This is a genomic window from Streptomyces sp. NPDC046805 (assembly GCF_040645355.1).
In the GTDB taxonomy this organism is placed as follows: Bacteria; Actinomycetota; Actinomycetes; order Streptomycetales; family Streptomycetaceae; genus Streptomyces.
The window spans coordinates 62,555-81,237 of record NZ_JBEYYC010000025.1; the positions used below are offsets into that span (position 1 = coordinate 62,555).

Consider the following 18,683-nt stretch of genomic DNA (forward strand, 5'->3'; position numbering starts at 1 on the left):
ACGGCTGGCAATCCCGTCTCTGCATGCTTCAACGGCGCAGAACCCGCTGGGGTTCCCGATCGTCCGACGGGCTTGGGCCCTCCGGGACTCAGCCGCCGTAGACGTGGGGCGCGAGCGTACCCACGAACGGCAGGTTGCGGTACTTCTCCGCGTAATCCAGGCCGTAGCCGACCACGAACTCGTTCGGGATGTCGAAGCCGACCCACTCGACGTCGATGGCGACCTTGGCGGCCTCGGGCTTGCGCAGCAGCGTGCACACCTTCAGGGAGGCGGGCTCGCGGGAGCCGAGGTTGGACAGCAGCCAGGACAGGGTCAGGCCGGAGTCGATGATGTCCTCGACGATCAGGACGTGCTTGCCCTTGATGTCGGTGTCGAGGTCCTTGAGGATCCGCACGACGCCGGAGGACTGGGTGCCCGCGCCGTACGAGGACACGGCCATCCAGTCCATGGTGACGGGGGTGGACAGCGCTCGGGCGAGGTCGGCCATGACCATGACCGCGCCCTTGAGCACGCCCACGATCAGCAGGTCCTTGCCCGCGTACTCCGCGTCGATCTTCGCGGCCAGCTCGGCCAGCTTCGCGTCGATCTCTTCCTTGGTGATGAGCACCTGCTGGAGGCCGGCACCCATGTCTTTCGCGTCCACCCGCATCACTTTCGGTCGTCCCGCACTTACGGCCACGGGCTGCCCGCTCCGCCGTCGGGGGTCCCTCCGGAGGATCGGGATTTCAGCCTTGCCGAATCACCAGTCTGCCACCCTGACGCTGGGCGACGACTTTGCCGGGGAGATTGATGGCCCCCTGACCGCGCCAGCCGGTGATCAGCCGGTCGACTTCCTCGATGTGGCGGGCGAACAGCGAACCGGCCGGGGCGCCGGCCTCGATGGCGGCGCGGCGCAGGATGCGGCGGCGCACGGCGGGCGGCAGCGCGAACAGCTTGGCGCACTCCAGCAGGCCGGTCGCGTCGCGGACGGCGACCTCGGCCTGGCCGGCCCAGGCGTCGAGGGCGTCGGCGTCGTCGCGGGAGAGCTGGGCCGTGCGGGCGAGGGCCTCGACGACGCCCTTGCCGAGGGCCTTCTCCAGGGCGGGCAGGCCCTCGTGGCGGAGCCGGGAGCGGGTGTAGGCGGGGTCGGCGTTGTGTGGGTCGTCCCACACCGGGAGCGACTGGACCATGCAGGCCTTGCGGGCGGTCTGCCGGTCGAGGTGCAGGAAGGGACGGCGATAGCGGCCTTCGGCCCCCGAGACCGCGGCCATGCCGGACAGGGAGCGGATGCCGGAGCCGCGGGCGAGACCCAGCAGGACGGTTTCGGCCTGGTCGTCCCGCGTATGACCGAGCAGGATCGCGGTGGCGCCGTGGCGGGCGGCGGCGGCGTCGAGAGCGGCGTAGCGGGCGTCGCGGGCGGCGGCTTCGGGCCCGCCGTCGCGGCCCACGGTCACGGCGGTGGACTCGACCGGGTCGAGACCGAGTTCACGCAGGCGCAGGACCACTTCCTCGGCGCGCACGTCGGAACCGGACTGGAGGCCGTGGTCGACGGTGATGCCGCCGGCGCGGATGCCGAGCTTGGGGGCTTCGAAGGCGAGGGCGGAGGCCAGTGCCATGGAGTCGGCGCCGCCGGAGCACGCCGCGAGGACGAGCGGGAGCGGGGGGCGCTCGGGCGCGGCGCCCGAAGCGGTGGGGTTGTGTTCGCTGAGGATGTCGTGAAGGACGCGGCGGACCGCCAGGCGTATCGCCGCGACCGCAGGATGGGGACCCATGTCCGGTTCCCTTCATGAAGTTTTCGGGGGGTGGAGGCCCGAGGTCGGTCACTCAGAGTGTGTAGATGGTGACAGAAGCGGGCCGTTCCACGAGCATTGCACGCCTATCCATGGCTCACGGTCCCTCGGACGGGTGATTGGAGGGGCGTTCCCCTGCCGTCGGCCGGATTCGGTTCACGACGTCCGCGTACGGTTCACGACTCCGTCCTGCGATGCACCCGCGCGATCCAGTCCGCCGGTTTGGCGATCTCCGCCTTCGTCGGCAGGGTGTTCGGGGAGGTCCACACGCGGTTGAAGCCGTCCATGCCGACCTGGTCGACGACGGCTCGTACGAAGCGCTCCCCGTCCCGGTACTGCCTGAGTTTGGCATCCAGACCGAGCAGCTTGCGCAGGGCCATGTCCAGGCGGGAGGCACCCTTGGCGCGACGCTGCTGGAACTTCTCGCGGATCTCGGCGACGCTCGGCACGACGTCCGGGCCGACCCCGTCCATCACGAAGTCGGCGTGGCCCTCCAGCAGGGACATCACGGCGGTGAGGCGGCCCAGGATCTCGCGCTGGGCCGGCGTCTGCACGAGCTCCACGAACGAGCGGCCGCCGTTGTCCTCCTCGCCCTCGGGGCGCCCGCCGGCCAGCGACTGGGCGGCTTCGCGGATGCGTTCCAGGACGGTCATCGGGTCGACGTCGGTCTCCGCCAGGAACGACTGGATCTCGCCCTCGAGGTGGTCGCGCAGCCAGGGCACCGCGGTGAACTGGGTGCGGTGCGTCTCCTCGTGCAGGCACACCCACAGGCGGAAGTCGTGGGGCTCGACGTCGAGTTCGCGCTCCACGTGGACGATGTTCGGCGCGACGAGCAGCAGCCGGCCGCCGCCGTTCCCACCCGTCGGCAGGTCGCGGGCGGCGGGGGCGAAGGTCTCGTACTGGCCGAGGACGCGGGAGGACAGGAAGGACAGCAGCATGCCGAGCTCCACGCCGGTGACCTTGCCGCCGACGGCGCCGAGGACCGCGTTGCCGGGGCTGCCGCCGCGCCGCTCCTGCATCTTGTCGAGCAGCGGTTTGAGGATCTCCCGGAAGCCGGCGACGTTCGCCCGGACCCAGCCGGGGCGGTCGACGACGAGGACGGGGGTGTCGTGGGTGGCCTCGGTGCCCATCCGGGTGAACTCCCGGACGTGCTCCTCCGAGGTCTTGGCGTGCCGACGCAGCTCGGCGACGACGGCCCGGGCCTCGTCGCGGCTGACCTCGGGGCCCGGTCGTACGAGCCGTGTCGCGGTCGCCACCGCGAGATTCCAGTCGACCATCTCGGTGCCACCGATGCTCGTCATGCGTCAACCGTACGTGAGCGTTCCCGCTGGGGGCAGGCCGTCGGGGCCGGTGGGGCCAGGGGCGCGTCGCGAGGCGTGAGCGCCTCTGACGGCGCGCCCCGCGGCGCCCCTGGCCGCTGGTGGTGGGCGGCTACCGGCAGCCGCAGGCGGCCAGCTCGGTGGCCGTGCGGTCCAGAGCCGTCTGCGCCGCTATCGGGTTCGCCGTGCCCGATGCCAGGAAGGCGAACGCCAGGAGGCGGCCGTCGTGGTCGACCACCGTCCCCGCCAGGGAGTTGACGCCCGTCAGCGTGCCCGTCTTCGCCCGTACTAGGCCCCCCGCGCCGTCCGTGTAACGGGTGGCGAGGGTGCCGGTGAAGGCGGCCACGGGCAGCCCCGTGAGGACGGGGCGCAGGCCGGGGCGGTCCGGGTCGCCGGCCTTGACCAGGAGGGCGGTGAGGAGGTCCGCCGTCAGCCGGTCGTCGCGGTTCATGCCGCTGCCGTCGTGGAACCGGGCGCCGGACACGGGAAGGCCCAGCTTCTTCAGCTGGGCGGCGATCGCCGCCGCTCCGCCGTCGAAGCTCGCGGGGCGGCCGGTCGCGGCGGCCGTCTGGCGGGCCAGCGCCTCGGCGATGTCGTTGTCGCTGTTGGTCAGCATGCGCTCGACCAGGGCGGAAAGCGGGGGCGAGGAGACGGTGGCGAGGGTGGCGGCGCCCTTGGTGGCCTTGGAGGGGCCGGGGGGCGTCGCCTTGATCCCGGCGTCCTTGAGGAAGCCCGTGAACCTCCGGGCCGCGTCCGCCGCCGGGTCGGCCACCCGGGCCGCCGGGCCGTGGAAGGAGTCGTCCGTGCGGCCCTCGTCCGCCGACAGGGCACTGACCGGGGCGAGGTTGTCGTTGACGCCGACGGGGTGGAGTGCGGGCCCGGCGTACAGGGAGGTGTCGTACGACAGGGTCGCCTGGTGGATGCCGCGTCGCCGCAGTGCCTTCGCCGTGCGGTCCGCCAGCGTGCGCAGGCTCGCCCAGCCGTCGGCGTGCTCGTGCGCCGTGAGGGTGGGGTCGCCGGCGCCGACCAGCACGATCTTCCTGGTGCCGGGTTCGAGGGCGACCCGGGTGGTGAGGCGGTGGTCCGGGCCGAGCGCGGAGAGGGCGGCGACCGCCGTGGCGATCTTCGTGGTGGAGGCGGGCGTCAGGCCCTTGCCGGCGCCCGTGCCGTACAGCCGCCTGCCGGTCGCCACGTCGACGACGGCCGCCGTGTGGGAGCCGCCGAGCGCCGGGGCGTTCAGAAGCGGCCCCAGGACATCCGCGAGCGGCTTTCCGCCCGACACCGGCTTCGGGGGGCTCGCGGCCCGGCCGAGGCCGGCCAGGACGGCGGCGGCGCTGGGGACGGGCCGTGACATGCCGGGCTCCGTGCCGAAATCGGCGTCGTGATCTGCGCCACCCACCCGCTCCAGGGCGGCGGCCCGGTCCCGCTCGGCCGTACGCTGGCCGGTGACGTCCCAGGGGCCGACGGCGCCCACCACACCGGCGGCCAGCGCCATACCGGCGGTGGCGGCCACCGCGGTGTACTGCCAGGTCCTCGCGGCCGAACCCCCGGGAAGCCGCGTGAGCTGCGGTTTCACGGCCCGGGTCAGCCATGCGACCGGCGGTCTCGCCATCGCTGCGGCCCGTGCCAGACGCGGTCGTACGGCTTCGGCGATCCGCACCGCATGCGGTCTCACGGCTCGCCAAGGCCCCAGCTCCGGCACGACCACCAGCCCCTTTCGCGATCACACACCTGCGTGAGGGACACTTAACCACCAGAACTATGTGTTGATCATGGAGGAGCCACCGGTGGAGTTCGACGTCACGATCGAGATCCCTAAGGGTTCGCGGAACAAGTACGAGGTGGACCACGAGACCGGCCGGATCCGCCTGGACCGTCGCCTCTTCACCTCGACCGCCTACCCGACCGACTACGGCTTCGTCGAGAACACTCTCGGCGAGGACGGCGACCCGCTGGACGCGCTGGTCATCCTGGACGAGCCGACCTTCCCGGGCTGCCTCATCAAGTGCCGTGCGATCGGCATGTTCCGGATGACGGACGAGGCGGGCGGCGACGACAAGCTGCTGTGCGTTCCGGCCACCGACCCGCGTGTGGAGCACCTGCGCGACATCCACCACGTGTCGGAGTTCGACCGCCTGGAGATCCAGCACTTCTTCGAGGTCTACAAGGACCTGGAGCCGGGCAAGTCGGTCGAGGGCGCCAACTGGGTCGGCCGCACGGACGCCGAGGCGGAGATCGAGCGGTCGTACAAGCGCTTCAAGGAGCAGGGCGGTCACTGACCCCCACAGACCCTTTTCGCAAACGGGCCGCGCTCCTCGATGGGGGGAACGCGGCCCGTTTGCGTGTCCACGTGCACACCACGCGCATACTGATGCGTAAAGAATGTTCGTTCAGGGAGCGTTGCGAAAGTGACGGAGGCGGAGGACCGCAAGCCTCGGTCGGACGAGGCGAAGGGCACGTTCGATTCCGAGATCACGTCCGAGTTCGCCATTCCGGAGGGACTGGTCGTCCCTAAGTCCGGTGGCGAGCCCGAGACGACGTCGGAATTCACCGTGCCGGAGGGGCTCGACACCCGGCAGCCCCCGGTGGTCGAGCCGGAGAGCTCGGCGTTCAGCATGCCGAGCACCTACAGCACCCAGGACGCCCCGGTCGCGATCACACAGACGACCAACATCCTGGCCATCAACCTGACCAAGGACGCGCCCTGGCAGGACCGCATGCGCACGATGCTGCGCATGCCGGTGGCGGAGCGGCCGGCTCCGGAGCTGGTGCACAAGGTCGAGGAGGGCGGCCCCGCCGTCCCGCGCGTGCTCGACCTGACCCTGCGTATCGGGGAGTTGCTGCTCGCGGGCGGTGAGGGCGCCGAGGACGTGGAGACCGCGATGTTCGCGGTCTGCCGGTCGTACGGGCTGGACCGCTGCGAGCCGAACGTCACCTTCACGCTGCTGTCGATCTCGTACCAGCCGTCCCTGGTGGACGACCCGGTGACGGCGTCCCGGACGGTGCGCCGGCGCGGCACCGACTACACACGCCTCGCGGCCGTCTTCCAGCTGGTCGACGACCTGACGGACGCGGAGACGCACATCTCGCTGGAGGAGGCCTACCGGCGGCTCGCGGAGATACGCCGTAACCGGCACCCCTACCCCGGCTGGGCGCTCACCGGGGCGACCGGGCTGCTGGCCGGTTCGGCCTCCATCCTCGTCGGCGGTGACGTGGTCGTGTTCGTGGCGGCCGCGCTGGGCGCGATGCTCGGCGACCGGCTGGCGTGGCTGTTCGCCGGACGCGGGATGCCGGAGTTCTACCAGTTCACGGTGGCCGCGATGCCGCCGGCCGCGATCGGGGTGGCGCTCTCGCTCGCCGAGGCCGACGTCAAGGCGTCCGCGGTCGTCACCGGTGGACTCTTCGCGCTGCTGCCCGGACGGGCGCTGGTGGCGGGCGTGCAGGACGGCCTGACCGGCTTCTACATCACCGCGGCCGCGCGCCTGCTGGAGGTCATGTACTTCTTCGTCGGCATCGTCGTCGGGGTGCTGCTCGTCCTGTACTTCGGCGTGAAGGTGGGCAGCACGCTCAACCCGGACGCCGCGCTGGACATCCCGCAGCGGCCGCTGCTGCAGATCGCGGCGTCGATCCTGCTGTCGCTGGCCTTCGCCGTGCTGCTCCAGCAGGAGCGGGTCACCGTGCTGCCCGTGGCGCTCGGCGGCGGTGTCGCGTGGTCGGTGTACGGCGCGATGCACTTCGTCGCCAACATCTCGCCCGTGCCGTCCACGGCGGTGGCGGCCGGGCTGGTGGGACTGTTCGGACAGCTGCTGTCGCGGTACCAGTTCGCGTCCGCGCTGCCGTACACGACCGCCGCCATCGGGCCGCTGCTGCCCGGTTCGGCGACCTACTTCGGGCTGCTGTCCATCGCGCAGAACAGGGTCGACGAGGGGCTCGTGTCACTGGCCACGGCCGCCTCGCTCGCCATGGCCATCGCGATCGGCGTCAACCTCGGTTCGGAGATCTCGCGGCTGTTCCTGCGGGTTCCCGGCGCCGAACGGGCCGCCGGGCGCAAGGCCGCGAAGCGCACGAGGGGTTTCTGAGGCCGGACCTACTGACGGCCGTACGGGTACTGCTGCGGGTAGCCACCCTGCTGCTGGGACCCGTACGGCTGCTGCTGGTCGTATCCCTGCGGGTACTGCTGCGGCTGCTGAGGCTGCTGCTGCGGGTACTGCTGCCCGTAAGGCTGCTGCTGCGGCTGTCCGTAAGGCTGCTGCTGCTGCGGCTGCTGCCCGTAGTGCCGGCCGTAGCCGTCGTCGGATCCGGACTCGTAGGACGGCTGCTGCGGACGGCCGCCGTACGGCTGCTGCTGCGACTGCTCGTACGGACGCTGCTGGGGCTGCTGCGGACGGCCGTACGGCTGCTGCTGCCGGGGCTGCTCGTGCGTCGGCTCGATGCGGCGCAGCTGGGTCGTGGCGTCGTCCATGGCCGGGGCCTCGGGCTGCCGGGCCGTCGGGTTCTTCCTCTCCTTGGAGCGCGCCCGCAGGAACTCGATGATGATCGGGATCACCGAGACGAGGACGATCAGGATGAGGATCGCCTCGATGTTCTTCTTGACGAAGTCGATGTTGCCCAGCCAGGAGCCGAGCAGGGTCACGCCCGCGCCCCACATCGTGCCGCCGATGACGTTGAAGAGCAGGAACGAGCGGTACTTCATGCCGCTGACGCCGGCGATGATCGGCGTGAACGTGCGCACCACGGGCACGAAGCGGGCCAGGACCAGGGACTTCGGGCCGTACTTCTCGAAGAACTCGTGCGCCTTGGTGACGTTCTCCTGCTTGAAGAGGCGGGAGTCCGGCCGGTTGAACAGGCTCGGTCCGACCTTCTTGCCGAACATGTAGCCCGCCTGGTCGCCGAGGACCGCGGCGAGGCAGATGAGACCGACCGCACCCCACAGCGGGAAGTCCAGCTGGTGGGAGGTGATCAGCAGGCCGCAGGTGAACAGCAGCGAGTCACCGGGCAGGAAGAAGCCGATGAGCAGGCCGGACTCGGCGAAGACGACGAGGAGCAGGCCCCAGATGCCGTAGGTGTCGAGTAGGTAGTTGGGATCCATCCAACTCGGGCCGAGGGCGAGCGTCGTCACGGTTCCGGGCTCCTGAGGGGTGAAGGCGGCTGCGGTGGCCGGGTGAGCCGCACAAAGCTACCAACGCATTGTGACCGCCTCGGGTTCCACCGGTGTCTCCAGGATGCACGGGGGGCCGACGGCGTCAAAGCCGGGGCCCGCCCGGCAAGCAGGCCCGCGCGGTGGGACTACGCCGTGTGACGGGCGGCGTTCGCCAGGATCGCCTCCCTCAGGTAGGCGGCCAGGCCCGGCCTGATCTGCTCGTACGTGGAGGCGAACCGTTCGTCCGCCACGTACATCTCGGCGAGCCCCTGGTGGATCTCGTACGTGCAGTCGTAGAAGTTGCGGCTGATCTGCCGTCGGTGCTGCTCGGCCAGCTCCATCGCCGACTCGGACGCGGGGTCGACCTCGGCGTCCATGAGGGCGGCGAAGGCGTTCGTGTTGCCCGCGCCCTCGGCCTTGATGCGCAGCCAGTCCTCCTTCGTGTACGAGGCGACCCTGCGCTGCGACTGCCGGTACGGCTCGGTGTCGCCCCAGCGGCGCCGGGACTCCTCCTCGTACCGGTCGGGGTCGTACGCCCCGAACACCTCGAACTTCTCCTCCGGCGTGAGGTCGATGCCCATCCTGCGTGCCTCCATGGCGTGCTCCACGGCCGCGGCCATCTTCTGCAGCTTCTCGATCCGGGCGGTCAACAGCTCGTGCCGGCGGCGCAGGTGTGCGCGCGGGTCCGCGTCCGGGTCGTCGAGCAGGGCCGCGACCTCCTCGAGCGGAAAGCCGAGCTCCCGGTAGAACAGGATCTGCTGCAGCCGGTCGAGGTCGGCGTCGCTGTAGCGCCGGTGGCCCGCGTGGCTGCGCTCGCTCGGGGCGAGCAGGCCGATGTCGTCGTAGTGGTGCAGTGTGCGCACCGTCACTCCGGCGAATCCGGCGACCTGTCCCACGGAGTGGCTCACGTCTCCGCTCCCTTCTCGGTACGCCTCCACGCTGCGGCCTCACGCCACGTGAGGTGCAAGTCCCGTACGGCCGTGCGGCGCGCACTCGAGATGTTGCGCCCGTTTTGCCCGCTTATCGTGGGCCCGTGGCCCAGGACACCGCGCCGCAGGCGCCCACCGCTCCGGGGACTCCGGCGCGGGCCCTGCTGCCGCTGATCCTGCCCGCCCTGGTCGTGGGAGTGGCGGCCGCCCTGCTCTTGATCGGGGTCAGCACGGCGGCCGAGGAGCTCCAGCACGTGCTGTGGCAGAACCTGCCCGACGCGCTGGGCATCGGCCGCTACTCCGTGCTGTGGATGTTCGTCATGCTCATCGCGACCGGCATCGCGGTCGGCCTGGTGGTGTGGAAAGTGCCGGGCCACGCCGGACCCGACCCGGCGACCCTCGGGCTCGACGCACCCACCTTCCCGCCCGTCGTCGTGCCGGGCCTGCTGCTGGCCACCGTCCTGATGCTGGCGGGCGGCCCGAGCCTCGGCCCGGAGAACCCGATCATCGCCGTGAACGTGGCGCTCGCGGTATGGCTCGGCACCAGGCTCGTCCCCCGGCTTCGGGGCGCGCCGTGGGCCGCGCTGGCGGAGTCGGCGACCATCGGCGCGCTGTTCGGTACGCCGGTGGCGGCGGCGCTGGTCATCTCGGAGGCGCTGGCCGGGCATCTCATGCGGGGGCGGCTGTGGGACAACGTCTTCGCGCCCCTGGCGGCGGGGGCGGCCGGCGCCCTCACGACCGCGCTGGTGGCCCGTCCGAACTTCGATCTCGGTCTGCCCCGGCTCGACCGCACGGACGGGGGCGACCTGCTGGCGGCGGTCGTCGTCGCGACGGCCGCCGCGCTGCTCGGCATGTGCGCCATCTACGCCTTCCCCTACGTCCACCGCGCCTTCCAGCGGCTGCGGCACCCGATGCTGATGCTTCCCGCGGGCGGAGTGGTCCTGGGCGGGCTGGCCGCGCTGGGCGGCCATCTCACGCTGTTCAAGGGGCTGGAGGAGGTCGCGACGCTGGCCCGCAGTCCGGACGGCTGGACGGCGGGGCAGTTCGCCACGATGGCCGTGGTGAAGCTGGCCGCGATGCTGGTCGCCGCGTCCTGCGGATTCCGGGGCGGCCGGATCTTCCCGTCCGTCTTCGTCGGCTGCGCCCTCGGCCTGTGTGCGCACGCCCTGGTGCCCGGCGTCCAGCCGGCGGTGGGCGTGGCGGCGGGCGTCCTCGGCACGCTCCTGGCCATCACCCGGCAGGGCTGGGTGAGCCTCTTCACCGCCGCCGTACTCGTCGCGTCCCCCACGATCCTGACCCTGTTGTGCATCGCCTCGCTGCCGGCCTGGCTGCTGGTGACGGGCCGCCCGCAGATGCAACTGCGGTTCGACGGGGCACCCGTCCGATAACCGCCCGGCCGCTCCCGACCCCCAGGAGGTACCTCCATGCCGCTCCACAAAGGCCCCCAGGAGCACGACGAAAGACCCATGTCCGTCAACCCGTTCTTCGGGGAGGCCAACCCGATCACCGGCATGACCGAGGCCCCGCCCACGCACCGGCTCCCGGACGGCCCGACGGCGCCGACGACGGCCGCCCAGGTGGTGCACGACGAGCTGATGCTGGACGGCAACGCCCGGCTGAACCTGGCCACCTTCGTCACCACCTGGATGGAGCCGCAGGCCGGGCAGCTGATGGCCGAGTGCCGGGACAAGAACATGATCGACAAGGACGAGTACCCGCGCACCGCCGAGCTGGAGCGGCGCTGCGTGGCCATGCTCGCCGACCTGTGGAACGCGCCCGATCCGGCGGCCGTCGTGGGGTGTTCGACGACCGGCTCCAGCGAGGCGTGCATGCTCGCCGGCATGGCGCTGAAGCGGCGCTGGGCCCACCGCAACGCCGACCGCTACCCGGGCCGTGACGCGCGGCCCAACCTGGTGATGGGGGTCAACGTCCAGGTCTGCTGGGACAAGTTCTGCAACTTCTGGGAGGTCGAGGCCCGCCAGGTCCCCATGGAGGGCGACCGCTACCACCTGGACCCCGAGGCCGCGGCCGCGCTGTGCGACGAGAACACCATCGGGGTCGTCGGCATCCTCGGCTCCACCTTCGACGGGTCGTACGAGCCCATCGCCGAGCTGTGCGCGGCCCTGGACGACCTCCAGGAACGCACGGGGCTGGACATCCCCGTGCACGTGGACGGCGCGTCCGGTGCCATGATCGCGCCGTTCCTCGACGAGGATCTGCAGTGGGACTTCCGGCTGCCGCGCGTGGCGTCGATCAACACCTCGGGGCACAAGTACGGCCTGGTCTATCCCGGCGTCGGCTGGGCGCTGTGGCGGGACAAGGAGGCGCTGCCCGAGGAGCTCGTCTTCCGCGTGAACTACCTGGGCGGCAACATGCCGACCTTCGCACTCAACTTCTCCCGGCCGGGCGCCCAGGTGGTCGCGCAGTACTACACCTTCCTGCGGCTGGGCCGCGAGGGCTTCCGCGCCGTACAGCAGTCCACCCGGGACGTCGCGCGCAACGTCGCCGAACGGATCGAGGAACTGGGCGACTTCCGGCTGCTGACCCGGGGCGACCAGCTGCCGGTGTTCGCCTTCACCACCACCCCGGACGTGACGGCGTACGACGTCTTCGACGTGTCCCAGCGGATGCGCGAGTGCGGCTGGCTGGTGCCCGCGTACACCTTCCCGCCCAACCGGGAGGACCTGTCGGTGCTCCGGATCGTGTGCCGCAACGGCTTCTCCACCGACCTCGCCGATCTGTTCGTCCAGGACCTGGCCCGCGCGCTGCCGGAACTGCGCCGCCAGCCGCATCCGCTGCCCCGGGACAAGGAAGCGGCGACCGGGTTCCACCACTAGGGACGGCGCATCAGGCTGCCTGTTCTGCCTGCTCCATGGTCACCGGGGTGCGTCCGGGAGCGGGAAGGTGTCGTCGAGGCGTACACGCCGCGGGCCCTCGCGGTCGTCTTCCGTCCGCAAGGGCCCGACACAGCCGAGAACTTCAGATACAGCGGAGAACTTCTAGAACGGGAACGGGCTGCGCCCGTGCTGCACCGAGATCCACTTCGTCGTGGTGAACGCGTCCAGCATCGTCTCGCCGTTCAGACGGCCGATGCCGGAGTGCTTCTCGCCGCCGAAGGGGACGATCGGCTCGTCGTGGACCGTGCCGTCGTTCACGTGGAACATGCCGGTGTCGATCTGCTTGGCGAAGTTCACGCCGCGCTCGATGTCGCCGGTGTGGACGGCGCCGCTCAGGCCGTACGGGCTGTCGTTGACGATGCGGACGGCCTCCTCCTCGCTGTCGAAGGGGAGGAGGAAGACGACCGGGCCGAAGACCTCCTGCCGCAGCAGCGCCGAGTCGGCGGGGACGTCCGTCAGGACGGACGGCGCGACCAGGTTGTCGGTGGTCGTGCCGTGCACCAGGGCGGTCGCGCCCTCGGCGATCGCCTGCTCGACGACGGCCGAAACGGCGTCCGCCTGCGAGGAGTTGATGACCGGGCCGATCACGGTGGCCGGGTCGCTCGGGTCGCCCGTCTTCATGCCGCGCACCTTGGCGGTGAACTTCTCGGTGAAATCGTCCGCGACCGAGCGGTGCACGAGCACCCGGTTCGCGGCCATGCAGGCCTGCCCCTGGTGGACGAACCGGCTGAAGACCGCCGCGTCGACGGCGTAGTCGATGTCGGCGTCGTCGAGGACCACCAGCGCGTTGTTGCCGCCGAGTTCGAGGACCGAGCGCTTGAAGTGCGAGGCGCAGACGGTGGCGACGTGGCGGCCGACCTTGTCGGAGCCGGTGAAGGAGATGACCTTCGGGATCGGGTGCTCGATGAAGGTGTCGCCGATCTCCGCGATGTCGGTGACGACGACGTTGAGCAGGCCGGCCGGGAGGCCCGCGTCCTCGAAGATCTTCGCGACCAGGGTGCCGCCGGTGATCGGGGTGTTCTGGTGCGGCTTGAGGACCACGCCGTTGCCGAGCGCGAGGGCCGGGGCGACCGACTTGATCGAGAGGAGGAAGGGCACGTTGAACGGGCTGATGACGCCGACGACGCCGACCGGGACGCGGTAGACGCGGTTCTCCTTGCCGTCGATCGGCGACGGGACGATCTTGCCCTCGGCGCTGAGCGCCAGGTGGATCGCCTCGCGCAGGAACTCCTTGGTGATGTGGAGCTCGAACGCCGCCTTCATGCGCGTGCCGCCCTGCTCGGCGACCATCACCTCGGCGATCTCCTGCTCGCGCTCCTCGACCAGCCGCAACGCCTTCTCGAAGACGGCCCGGCGGGCGTACGGATTGGTCGCCGCCCACTGCTTCTGGGCACGGGCCGCCGCCTGGTAGGCCTGATCCACCTCGTCGATCGTGGCTATGGTGATGGACGCCAGCTTCTCGCCGTCGTACGGATTGAAGTCGATGATGTCCCAGGAGCCGGTGCCCGGGCGCCACTCGCCGTCGATGTACTGCTGAGCCAGGTCGGTGAAGTAGGACGACATGTGACCCCTCAATCCCTAGCAGACGCCCGATCGACTCTGATCGGCTCCAAGGCATGATGATCCGTCATCGTACTTGTGTTTCAAGAGAGTTGAAGGAGTCCGCGCAGGAGATCTCGGCTCTCCGCGGGGCCGGGGCTGTCCTGCTGGAGCTCCTTCAGCGCCTTCTCGTACTGGGTGACGTCCTCGCGCTTGTCCAGGTACAGCGCGCTGGTGAGCTGCTCCAGGTAGACGACGTCCGACAGGTCGGACTCCGGGAAGCTGAGGATCGTGAACGCGCCGGACTCGCCGGAGTGGCCGCCGAAGCTGAACGGCATGATCTGCAGGCGCACGTTGGGCCGCTCGGAGATGTCGATCAGGTGCTGGAGCTGCTCGCGCATCACCTCGCGGTCGCCGTACGGGCGGCGCAGGGCGGCCTCGTCCAGGACGACGTGGAACTCCGGCGCGTTCGCGGAGTCCAGATGCTTCTGCCGCTCCAGGCGCAGCGCCACGCGCCGTTCCACGTCCGCGTCGCTCGCGCCCTTCATACCGCGCCGGACGACCGCGCGGGCGTACGCCTCGGTCTGCAACAGGCCGTGCACGAACTGGACTTCGTACGCGCGGATGAGGTGGGCCGCGCCTTCCAGGCCGACATAGGTGGGGAACCAGCTCGGCAGCACGTCCGAGTAACTGTGCCACCAGCCCGCGACGTTGGCCTCGCGGGCGAGGGAGAGGAGCGACTTGCGCTCCATCTCGTCCGTGATGCCGTACAACGTCAGCAGATCCTCGACGTCCCTCGTCTTGAAGCTCACCCGGCCCAGCTCCATCCGGCTGATCTTCGACTCGGATGCGCGGATCGAGTAGCCCGCCGCCTCACGCGTGATCCCCCGTGCTTCCCGCAGCCGCCTGAGTTGCGAGCCGAGCAGCATGCGCCGCACCACCGATCCGGGCTCTCCCGCGCTCACGTTTCGCCAGCCTCCCCAACCGATTCCGATGCCGCAGTCTGCCACTAAAACACTTCGAGCAGTACTCGTCCGGTTACGGAAACGGAAGGACGACGAAGTTTCCGTGCAGGTAGACGCAAGAAGAAGGTGAGCCACGTACATGAAGGGTGACGGAAAAAGGCCCAGAAGCGGTACGAGAGGGTCCAATTCGGCCGCGTGCACGTGCATCTGCCCTTGCATCTGCTGTGCGCATCCGAAACCATGGTCCCGCGCCACCGCTGCATCGCAACGACCGCGAATTCCCGGGAGTGCCTCGCATGGGGACGAATGGATCGACCATGCTCGAGCCGTTACGGCAGGGCCTTCCGCCACTGGACCCCACCACCGTGTCCAACGCCGCCTCCTGCGCCCTGCCCGCCCGCTACGAAGCGGTGCGCGAGGCCCGGGGATTCACCCGCAGAACGCTCGACGAGTGGGACGTCGGCGACCGCTTCGACGACATCTGCCTGGTCGTCTCCGAGCTGGTCACCAACGCCCTGCGGCACGCACTGCCGGGCGACGGCGGCCATCTGCAGCAGCAGACTCCCGCCGTACGCCTTCACCTGCTGTGCTGGAGCGACCGGCTGGTGTGCGCGGTACGCGACCCCAGCCACGACACCCCGGTCGCCCGCACCTCGGAGGACTTCTCGGCGGAGTCGGGCCGCGGCCTGCTCCTCGTCGGCTCCTTCAGCGACAGCTGGGGCTGGTACCCGCTCGCGGGCAACCTGGACGGCAAGGTCGTCTGGTCGTTGTTCCGGCTCCCGCCGGCAAAGTAGCGGAATACGGCACCTTCTGACACCGCGCTTCTACGCGCGTTCCCGTGGGCGGCGTACGAGGCCGGTGGGTGGCCGTGTTCCGACGGCTGCCGGTTCGCCTGCTCGGCCGTCCGTCGGCACTTCGGCTCAGCCGGCTATCAGGTGGTCGAACTCGCCGTCCTTGACGCCGAGCAGCATCGCCTCGATCTCCGCGCGCGTGTAGACCAGCGCGGGGCCGTCCGGGAAGCGGGAGTTGCGCACGGCCACGTCACCGCCGGGCAGCCGGGCGAACTCCACGCAGGAGCCCTGCGAGTTGCTGTGCCTGCTCTTCTGCCAGGCCACGTCCAACTGCGTGGCGGCCATGCCGTTGTACACCTCGTACCCCCCGTACACGCCCTCAACGTCGCGGTCCACAGGTCGCTCCCCGGTGGTGCACTGGCTGATGTGGCCATTGTTGCTGCGGTCAATTGATGATGCTGTGGTCAACTGACCCGGATCATAGCGGCGTTCACATGCAGATGCATGAGCAGATGCACGTGCACGCGCGGTGTTCCTCCGGTTACAGCCTTGACAGCCTCGCCGACTCTCCTACCTGAGCCGTTCCAGCGTGTGCCCCAGAGCTCGCAAGACATGCCCGCGCCAGCCCCCGTTCATGATCGTCCGCGCCGTCATCTGCGCCGGATCGTCCGGATCGAATCCCTCGTGCACCAGGAAGAGACGCGTTCCGCGCCCCTCCTGCTCCAGGGTCCACGTGATGGTCCAGTCCACGGGATTGGCCGGATCCGCATCCGCCCACCGGACGGACAGCATCCGCCCGTCGTCGTAGGCGAGAACCCGCACGTCCACGACGCCGGAGAAGCGGGAGTTCGGGCGCGGCACCGAGGTCATCCGGTACCGGTGCCCGACCTCCAGGCGGAAGTCCTCGGCGCCCGGCATCTGCCACTGCGCGAGCAGCTCGGGCTCGGTCAGGGCGCGCCAGACCTTGGCCGGCGGGTGGGGCAGGAACTGGTCGACGCGGATGACGGTGAGGTCGTCCTCGGGATCGGTGGTCATGCCGGATCCTCGTCGGGCATACGGTCGAGGAGCGCGCCGAGCCCCTTCAGGCGGTCGCGCCAGAACCGCTCGTACGGATGGAGCCAGTCCTGAACGTCTGCGAGCGGGGCCGCCTCGAGGCGGTAGATGCGCTGCCGGCCGGAGCGCTGCTCGGAGACGAGGCCGGCCTCCCGGAGCACCCTGAGGTGTTCCGAGAGGCTGGGGCGGCGCATGTCGAAGTGGTCGGCCAGGTCCTGGACGGGCTGCGGCCCCCGCTCACGCAGCAGCCGCAGGACCTCGCGGCGCGTGGCGTTGGCGAGCGCGGCGAAGACGCGGTCCTCCGCGGCGGCTCCGACCCCGGTCGTGGTCATCCGTCCCTTCCTGCCTGCCTGACTGCGCACCTGCCTACGAACGAGCCTCCGTGAGCAGCATCAGGCGGTTGCCGTCGGGGTCACGGAAGGAGGCCATCCGGCCCCACGGGAGGTCGTCCGGACCCTGTACGGCGACACCGGCCTCGGCGAGCCGCGCAGAGTCGGCGTCGACGTCGGTCGTGACCAACATGATCCCCCGGGTCGAGCCGGGCTCGAAATCGCCCATGCCGGGACCGGACAGCGTGAAGACGGTCTGCGCACCCTTGGGAGCGACCTGGAGCCACCGACCCTGGGGCATGTCGAGGTCGGCGGTGACCTCGAAGCCGAGGACGTCCCGGTAGAAGCGCAGGGCACGGTCCTGGTCGGTGACAGGGAGCGTGACGAACGAGGCGTGGGTGATGTTCATGCCGACGACCATAGGTAGGCGATTGCCTACGCGTCAAACGTAGGGAGTTTCCTACCTGTGTCGTGAAGATGTGGGGGAGGGACCGGATTCCCGTCCGACGTACGGAAGTCCTCCCGATGAGTCACTGGTAGCTTGCTGCGGTCGTTCCGGACGACGGGCGGCCGGCAGACGGCCGACAGAGGGCAGACCGGCTACAGCTTGGGAGCTTCCAGTGACTTCGGCGACTACCAGGATGGCGACTTCGAGGACGGCGACCCGAAGGGTTGCGCCTACGAGGGCGGCGGCTACGAGGGTGCGCGTCGCGGCCATGGCCGCGGGTCTGGCGGGCGCGCTCGCGCTGACCGCGTGCAGTGGTGGCGGTGACTCCAAGGGCGACTCCTCGTCCGGTCCCGGTGCCTCCACGACCGCGACCGCGAGGGCCGGTGGCAGCGGTGCACCGACGTCCGCCGCCGGCTCCCTGCAGGGCAGCTGGCTCGCCACGACCGGTGGCAAGGCCGTGGCCCTGGTGATCACCGGCAAGCGGGCCGGGCTCTTCGCGACCGGCGGGACCGTGTGCAGCGGCACCGCGGGCGACGAGGCGGGCATGCGGATGCTCCACCTGACCTGCACCAACGGCAGCAAGGACCGGGCAAGCGGAATGGTCGGCTCCGTGAACGGGGCGAGCATGCAGGTCAACTGGTCCGGCAAGCTGGGCAAGGAGACCTTCACCAAGGCCGAGGGCGGGAAGCTGCCTTCGGGGCTGCCGACGACGGGCCTCGGGTAGCCGACGGGACTCGGGCCGCAGTCGGGCCGCAGAGCGACAGGCCCCGAGCCGTAGAGGTCGTAGGCGTCGTAAAAAGCCTTGTGGGGCGCACGCGTAGTAAACAGAGGGGCGCGCAACCGGGTGTCCGCGCCACGCGTGATGATGCTTGAACACCGTCATGACCTCGACGGCCTCGACGACCTCGACAGGACACCCACGCACATGCGCGTCATTCCGCTCACCGTCACCGCCCTCACCGCCGCCCTCGTCCTGACCGCCTGCGACGGCGGCGGTGGCAGTGGGAACGGTGGCAGCGGCAACACCAAGGACAGATCGGCCTGCAAGATCGGCTCGGTCTCGGTACAGATCGGTTCGGCGAGCGTGGCCCCGGCCGCCGGCGACACGGGCGAGGTGCCCGTCAGCATCACCAACCAGAGCGCCCCGTGCACCCTGAACGAGTTCCCCGGCGTCGGCCTCCACCAGGGCGGCAGCGCGGCGACCCTTCCGGCCCTGAAGGGCGCGAAGCCGCAGAAGCTGAAGCTCGCCAAGGGCGACTCCGCGTCGTTCACCATCACCTATGTGCGCGGCAAGGCGGGCGACAAGGCGAGCCTGGACGCCAAGACCGTGCGGATCGGCCTGCCCGGCTCCGACGCCACCCAGTCCTTCCCTTGGTCGTACGGCCCGGTCGCCGGCACGGGCTCCGCCGACCACCCGAACGCCTCCGTCAGCGCCTTCCAGCAGCCGGGCGACTAGCCGACACGACAAGCGGGCGCGACCGGCCGCCGACCGGGCCGTCGCCCG

General features: G+C 70.4%; 19 protein-coding genes. 7 read left to right on the forward strand and 12 right to left on the reverse strand.

What is annotated here, in order from left to right:
• Nucleotides 1-88: 88 nt before the first annotated feature.
• The 4 genes from hpt to dacB all read right to left on the reverse strand — a co-directional run bounded on the left by hpt (nucleotide 89) and on the right by dacB (nucleotide 4,700).
• Nucleotides 89-649 carry a hypoxanthine phosphoribosyltransferase gene (gene hpt / locus ABZ910_RS25150; protein ID WP_361369050.1) on the reverse strand — a complete coding sequence of 187 codons (561 nt, stop codon included), beginning with the start codon at nucleotides 647-649 and terminating at the stop codon, nucleotides 89-91.
• A gap of 76 nt (nucleotides 650-725) precedes the next feature.
• Nucleotides 726-1,751, reverse strand: a complete 1,026-nt coding sequence (tilS, locus tag ABZ910_RS25155; protein ID WP_361369052.1) for a tRNA lysidine(34) synthetase TilS — start codon at nucleotides 1,749-1,751, stop codon at nucleotides 726-728.
• Nucleotides 1,752-1,945: 194 nt separating this feature from the next.
• Nucleotides 1,946-3,070: a zinc-dependent metalloprotease gene (locus ABZ910_RS25160; protein WP_361369054.1), complete on the reverse strand. Its 1,125-nt coding sequence runs from the start codon at nucleotides 3,068-3,070 to the stop codon at nucleotides 1,946-1,948.
• Nucleotides 3,071-3,200: 130 nt separating this feature from the next.
• Nucleotides 3,201-4,700 carry a D-alanyl-D-alanine carboxypeptidase/D-alanyl-D-alanine-endopeptidase gene (gene dacB, locus ABZ910_RS25165; protein ID WP_361369155.1) on the reverse strand — a complete coding sequence of 500 codons (1,500 nt, stop codon included), beginning with the start codon at nucleotides 4,698-4,700 and terminating at the stop codon, nucleotides 3,201-3,203.
• Nucleotides 4,701-4,875: 175 nt separating this feature from the next.
• On the opposite strand from dacB, the gene ABZ910_RS25170 reads away from it, so the two are divergent.
• A complete protein-coding gene (locus ABZ910_RS25170) occupies nucleotides 4,876-5,367 on the forward strand; it encodes an inorganic diphosphatase (protein ID WP_031115900.1) in 492 nt (163 codons plus the stop codon).
• A 129-nt stretch (nucleotides 5,368-5,496) separates the two neighbouring features.
• On the forward strand, nucleotides 5,497-7,167 hold the full coding sequence (locus tag ABZ910_RS25175; protein ID WP_361369056.1) for a threonine/serine exporter family protein: 1,671 nt from the start codon (nucleotides 5,497-5,499) through the stop codon (nucleotides 7,165-7,167).
• Between the two features lie 8 nt (nucleotides 7,168-7,175).
• Here ABZ910_RS25175 and ABZ910_RS25180 read toward each other — a convergent pair whose 3' ends face one another.
• Both ABZ910_RS25180 and ABZ910_RS25185 read right to left on the reverse strand, forming a co-directional pair.
• On the reverse strand, nucleotides 7,176-8,207 hold the full coding sequence (locus ABZ910_RS25180) for a VTT domain-containing protein (RefSeq protein ID WP_361369058.1): 1,032 nt from the start codon (nucleotides 8,205-8,207) through the stop codon (nucleotides 7,176-7,178).
• Nucleotides 8,208-8,374: 167 nt separating this feature from the next.
• Nucleotides 8,375-9,136 carry a MerR family transcriptional regulator gene (locus ABZ910_RS25185; protein WP_361369060.1) on the reverse strand — a complete coding sequence of 254 codons (762 nt, stop codon included), beginning with the start codon at nucleotides 9,134-9,136 and terminating at the stop codon, nucleotides 8,375-8,377.
• A gap of 125 nt (nucleotides 9,137-9,261) precedes the next feature.
• On the opposite strand from ABZ910_RS25185, the gene ABZ910_RS25190 reads away from it, so the two are divergent.
• Together ABZ910_RS25190 and ABZ910_RS25195 are read left to right on the forward strand one after the other, a co-directional pair.
• Nucleotides 9,262-10,545, forward strand: coding sequence for an ion channel protein (locus ABZ910_RS25190; RefSeq protein ID WP_361369061.1), 1,284 nt, complete (start codon nucleotides 9,262-9,264; stop codon nucleotides 10,543-10,545).
• A 36-nt stretch (nucleotides 10,546-10,581) separates the two neighbouring features.
• Entirely contained in the window at nucleotides 10,582-11,994 is a 1,413-nt protein-coding gene (locus ABZ910_RS25195; protein WP_361369063.1) for a glutamate decarboxylase, read from the forward strand.
• 162 nt (nucleotides 11,995-12,156) lie between these two features.
• On the opposite strand, the gene ABZ910_RS25200 is transcribed toward ABZ910_RS25195, so the two are convergent.
• On the reverse strand, nucleotides 12,157-13,617 hold the full coding sequence (locus ABZ910_RS25200) for an aldehyde dehydrogenase family protein (RefSeq protein ID WP_361369065.1): 1,461 nt from the start codon (nucleotides 13,615-13,617) through the stop codon (nucleotides 12,157-12,159).
• A gap of 80 nt (nucleotides 13,618-13,697) precedes the next feature.
• Entirely contained in the window at nucleotides 13,698-14,522 is an 825-nt protein-coding gene (locus tag ABZ910_RS25205) for a helix-turn-helix transcriptional regulator (RefSeq protein ID WP_361369157.1), read from the reverse strand.
• A 353-nt stretch (nucleotides 14,523-14,875) separates the two neighbouring features.
• Between ABZ910_RS25205 and ABZ910_RS25210 the strand changes: the two genes are divergently transcribed.
• On the forward strand, nucleotides 14,876-15,352 hold the full coding sequence (locus tag ABZ910_RS25210) for an ATP-binding protein (RefSeq protein WP_361369066.1): 477 nt from the start codon (nucleotides 14,876-14,878) through the stop codon (nucleotides 15,350-15,352).
• 126 nt (nucleotides 15,353-15,478) lie between these two features.
• On the opposite strand, the gene ABZ910_RS25215 is transcribed toward ABZ910_RS25210, so the two are convergent.
• From ABZ910_RS25215 to ABZ910_RS25230, 4 genes are all read right to left on the reverse strand, one after another.
• Nucleotides 15,479-15,745 carry a DUF397 domain-containing protein gene (locus ABZ910_RS25215; RefSeq protein ID WP_361369068.1) on the reverse strand — a complete coding sequence of 89 codons (267 nt, stop codon included), beginning with the start codon at nucleotides 15,743-15,745 and terminating at the stop codon, nucleotides 15,479-15,481.
• 174 nt (nucleotides 15,746-15,919) lie between these two features.
• Nucleotides 15,920-16,384, reverse strand: a complete 465-nt coding sequence (locus ABZ910_RS25220; protein ID WP_361369070.1) for an SRPBCC domain-containing protein — start codon at nucleotides 16,382-16,384, stop codon at nucleotides 15,920-15,922.
• Nucleotides 16,381-16,734: a metalloregulator ArsR/SmtB family transcription factor gene (locus ABZ910_RS25225; RefSeq protein WP_361369071.1), complete on the reverse strand. Its 354-nt coding sequence runs from the start codon at nucleotides 16,732-16,734 to the stop codon at nucleotides 16,381-16,383. Before ABZ910_RS25225 ends, ABZ910_RS25220 begins: the two co-directional genes overlap by 4 nt.
• Nucleotides 16,735-16,768: 34 nt before the next feature.
• Entirely contained in the window at nucleotides 16,769-17,140 is a 372-nt protein-coding gene (locus ABZ910_RS25230; protein ID WP_361369072.1) for a VOC family protein, read from the reverse strand.
• A 307-nt stretch (nucleotides 17,141-17,447) separates the two neighbouring features.
• On the opposite strand from ABZ910_RS25230, the gene ABZ910_RS25235 reads away from it, so the two are divergent.
• Together ABZ910_RS25235 and ABZ910_RS25240 are read left to right on the forward strand one after the other, a co-directional pair.
• Complete coding sequence (locus tag ABZ910_RS25235; RefSeq protein WP_361369074.1) at nucleotides 17,448-17,903, forward strand: hypothetical protein; 456 nt, start codon at nucleotides 17,448-17,450, stop codon at nucleotides 17,901-17,903.
• Between the two features lie 201 nt (nucleotides 17,904-18,104).
• Nucleotides 18,105-18,635 carry a DUF4232 domain-containing protein gene (locus ABZ910_RS25240; protein ID WP_361369159.1) on the forward strand — a complete coding sequence of 177 codons (531 nt, stop codon included), beginning with the start codon at nucleotides 18,105-18,107 and terminating at the stop codon, nucleotides 18,633-18,635.
• The last annotated feature ends 48 nt before the right edge of the window (nucleotides 18,636-18,683 follow it).

What these genes read in the sequence shown, in the direction of transcription:
- hpt (WP_361369050.1), bottom strand. Translation starts at nt 649, where the DNA reads ATGCGGGTGGACGCGAAAGACATGGGTGCCGGCCTCCAGCAGGTGCTC.
- ABZ910_RS25230 (WP_361369072.1), bottom strand. Translation starts at nt 17,140, where the DNA reads ATGAACATCACCCACGCCTCGTTCGTCACGCTCCCTGTCACCGACCAG.
- ABZ910_RS25240 (WP_361369159.1), top strand. Translation starts at nt 18,105, where the DNA reads ATGCGCGTCATTCCGCTCACCGTCACCGCCCTCACCGCCGCCCTCGTC.
- ABZ910_RS25210 (WP_361369066.1), top strand. Translation starts at nt 14,876, where the DNA reads ATGCTCGAGCCGTTACGGCAGGGCCTTCCGCCACTGGACCCCACCACC.
- ABZ910_RS25195 (WP_361369063.1), top strand. Translation starts at nt 10,582, where the DNA reads ATGCCGCTCCACAAAGGCCCCCAGGAGCACGACGAAAGACCCATGTCC.
- ABZ910_RS25235 (WP_361369074.1), top strand. Translation starts at nt 17,448, where the DNA reads ATGGCCGCGGGTCTGGCGGGCGCGCTCGCGCTGACCGCGTGCAGTGGT.
- tilS (WP_361369052.1), bottom strand. Translation starts at nt 1,751, where the DNA reads ATGGGTCCCCATCCTGCGGTCGCGGCGATACGCCTGGCGGTCCGCCGC.
- ABZ910_RS25200 (WP_361369065.1), bottom strand. Translation starts at nt 13,617, where the DNA reads ATGTCGTCCTACTTCACCGACCTGGCTCAGCAGTACATCGACGGCGAG.
- ABZ910_RS25160 (WP_361369054.1), bottom strand. Translation starts at nt 3,070, where the DNA reads ATGACGAGCATCGGTGGCACCGAGATGGTCGACTGGAATCTCGCGGTG.
- ABZ910_RS25225 (WP_361369071.1), bottom strand. Translation starts at nt 16,734, where the DNA reads ATGACCACGACCGGGGTCGGAGCCGCCGCGGAGGACCGCGTCTTCGCC.
- ABZ910_RS25220 (WP_361369070.1), bottom strand. Translation starts at nt 16,384, where the DNA reads ATGACCACCGATCCCGAGGACGACCTCACCGTCATCCGCGTCGACCAG.
- ABZ910_RS25205 (WP_361369157.1), bottom strand. Translation starts at nt 14,522, where the DNA reads ATGCTGCTCGGCTCGCAACTCAGGCGGCTGCGGGAAGCACGGGGGATC.
- dacB (WP_361369155.1), bottom strand. Translation starts at nt 4,700, where the DNA reads ATGGCGAGACCGCCGGTCGCATGGCTGACCCGGGCCGTGAAACCGCAG.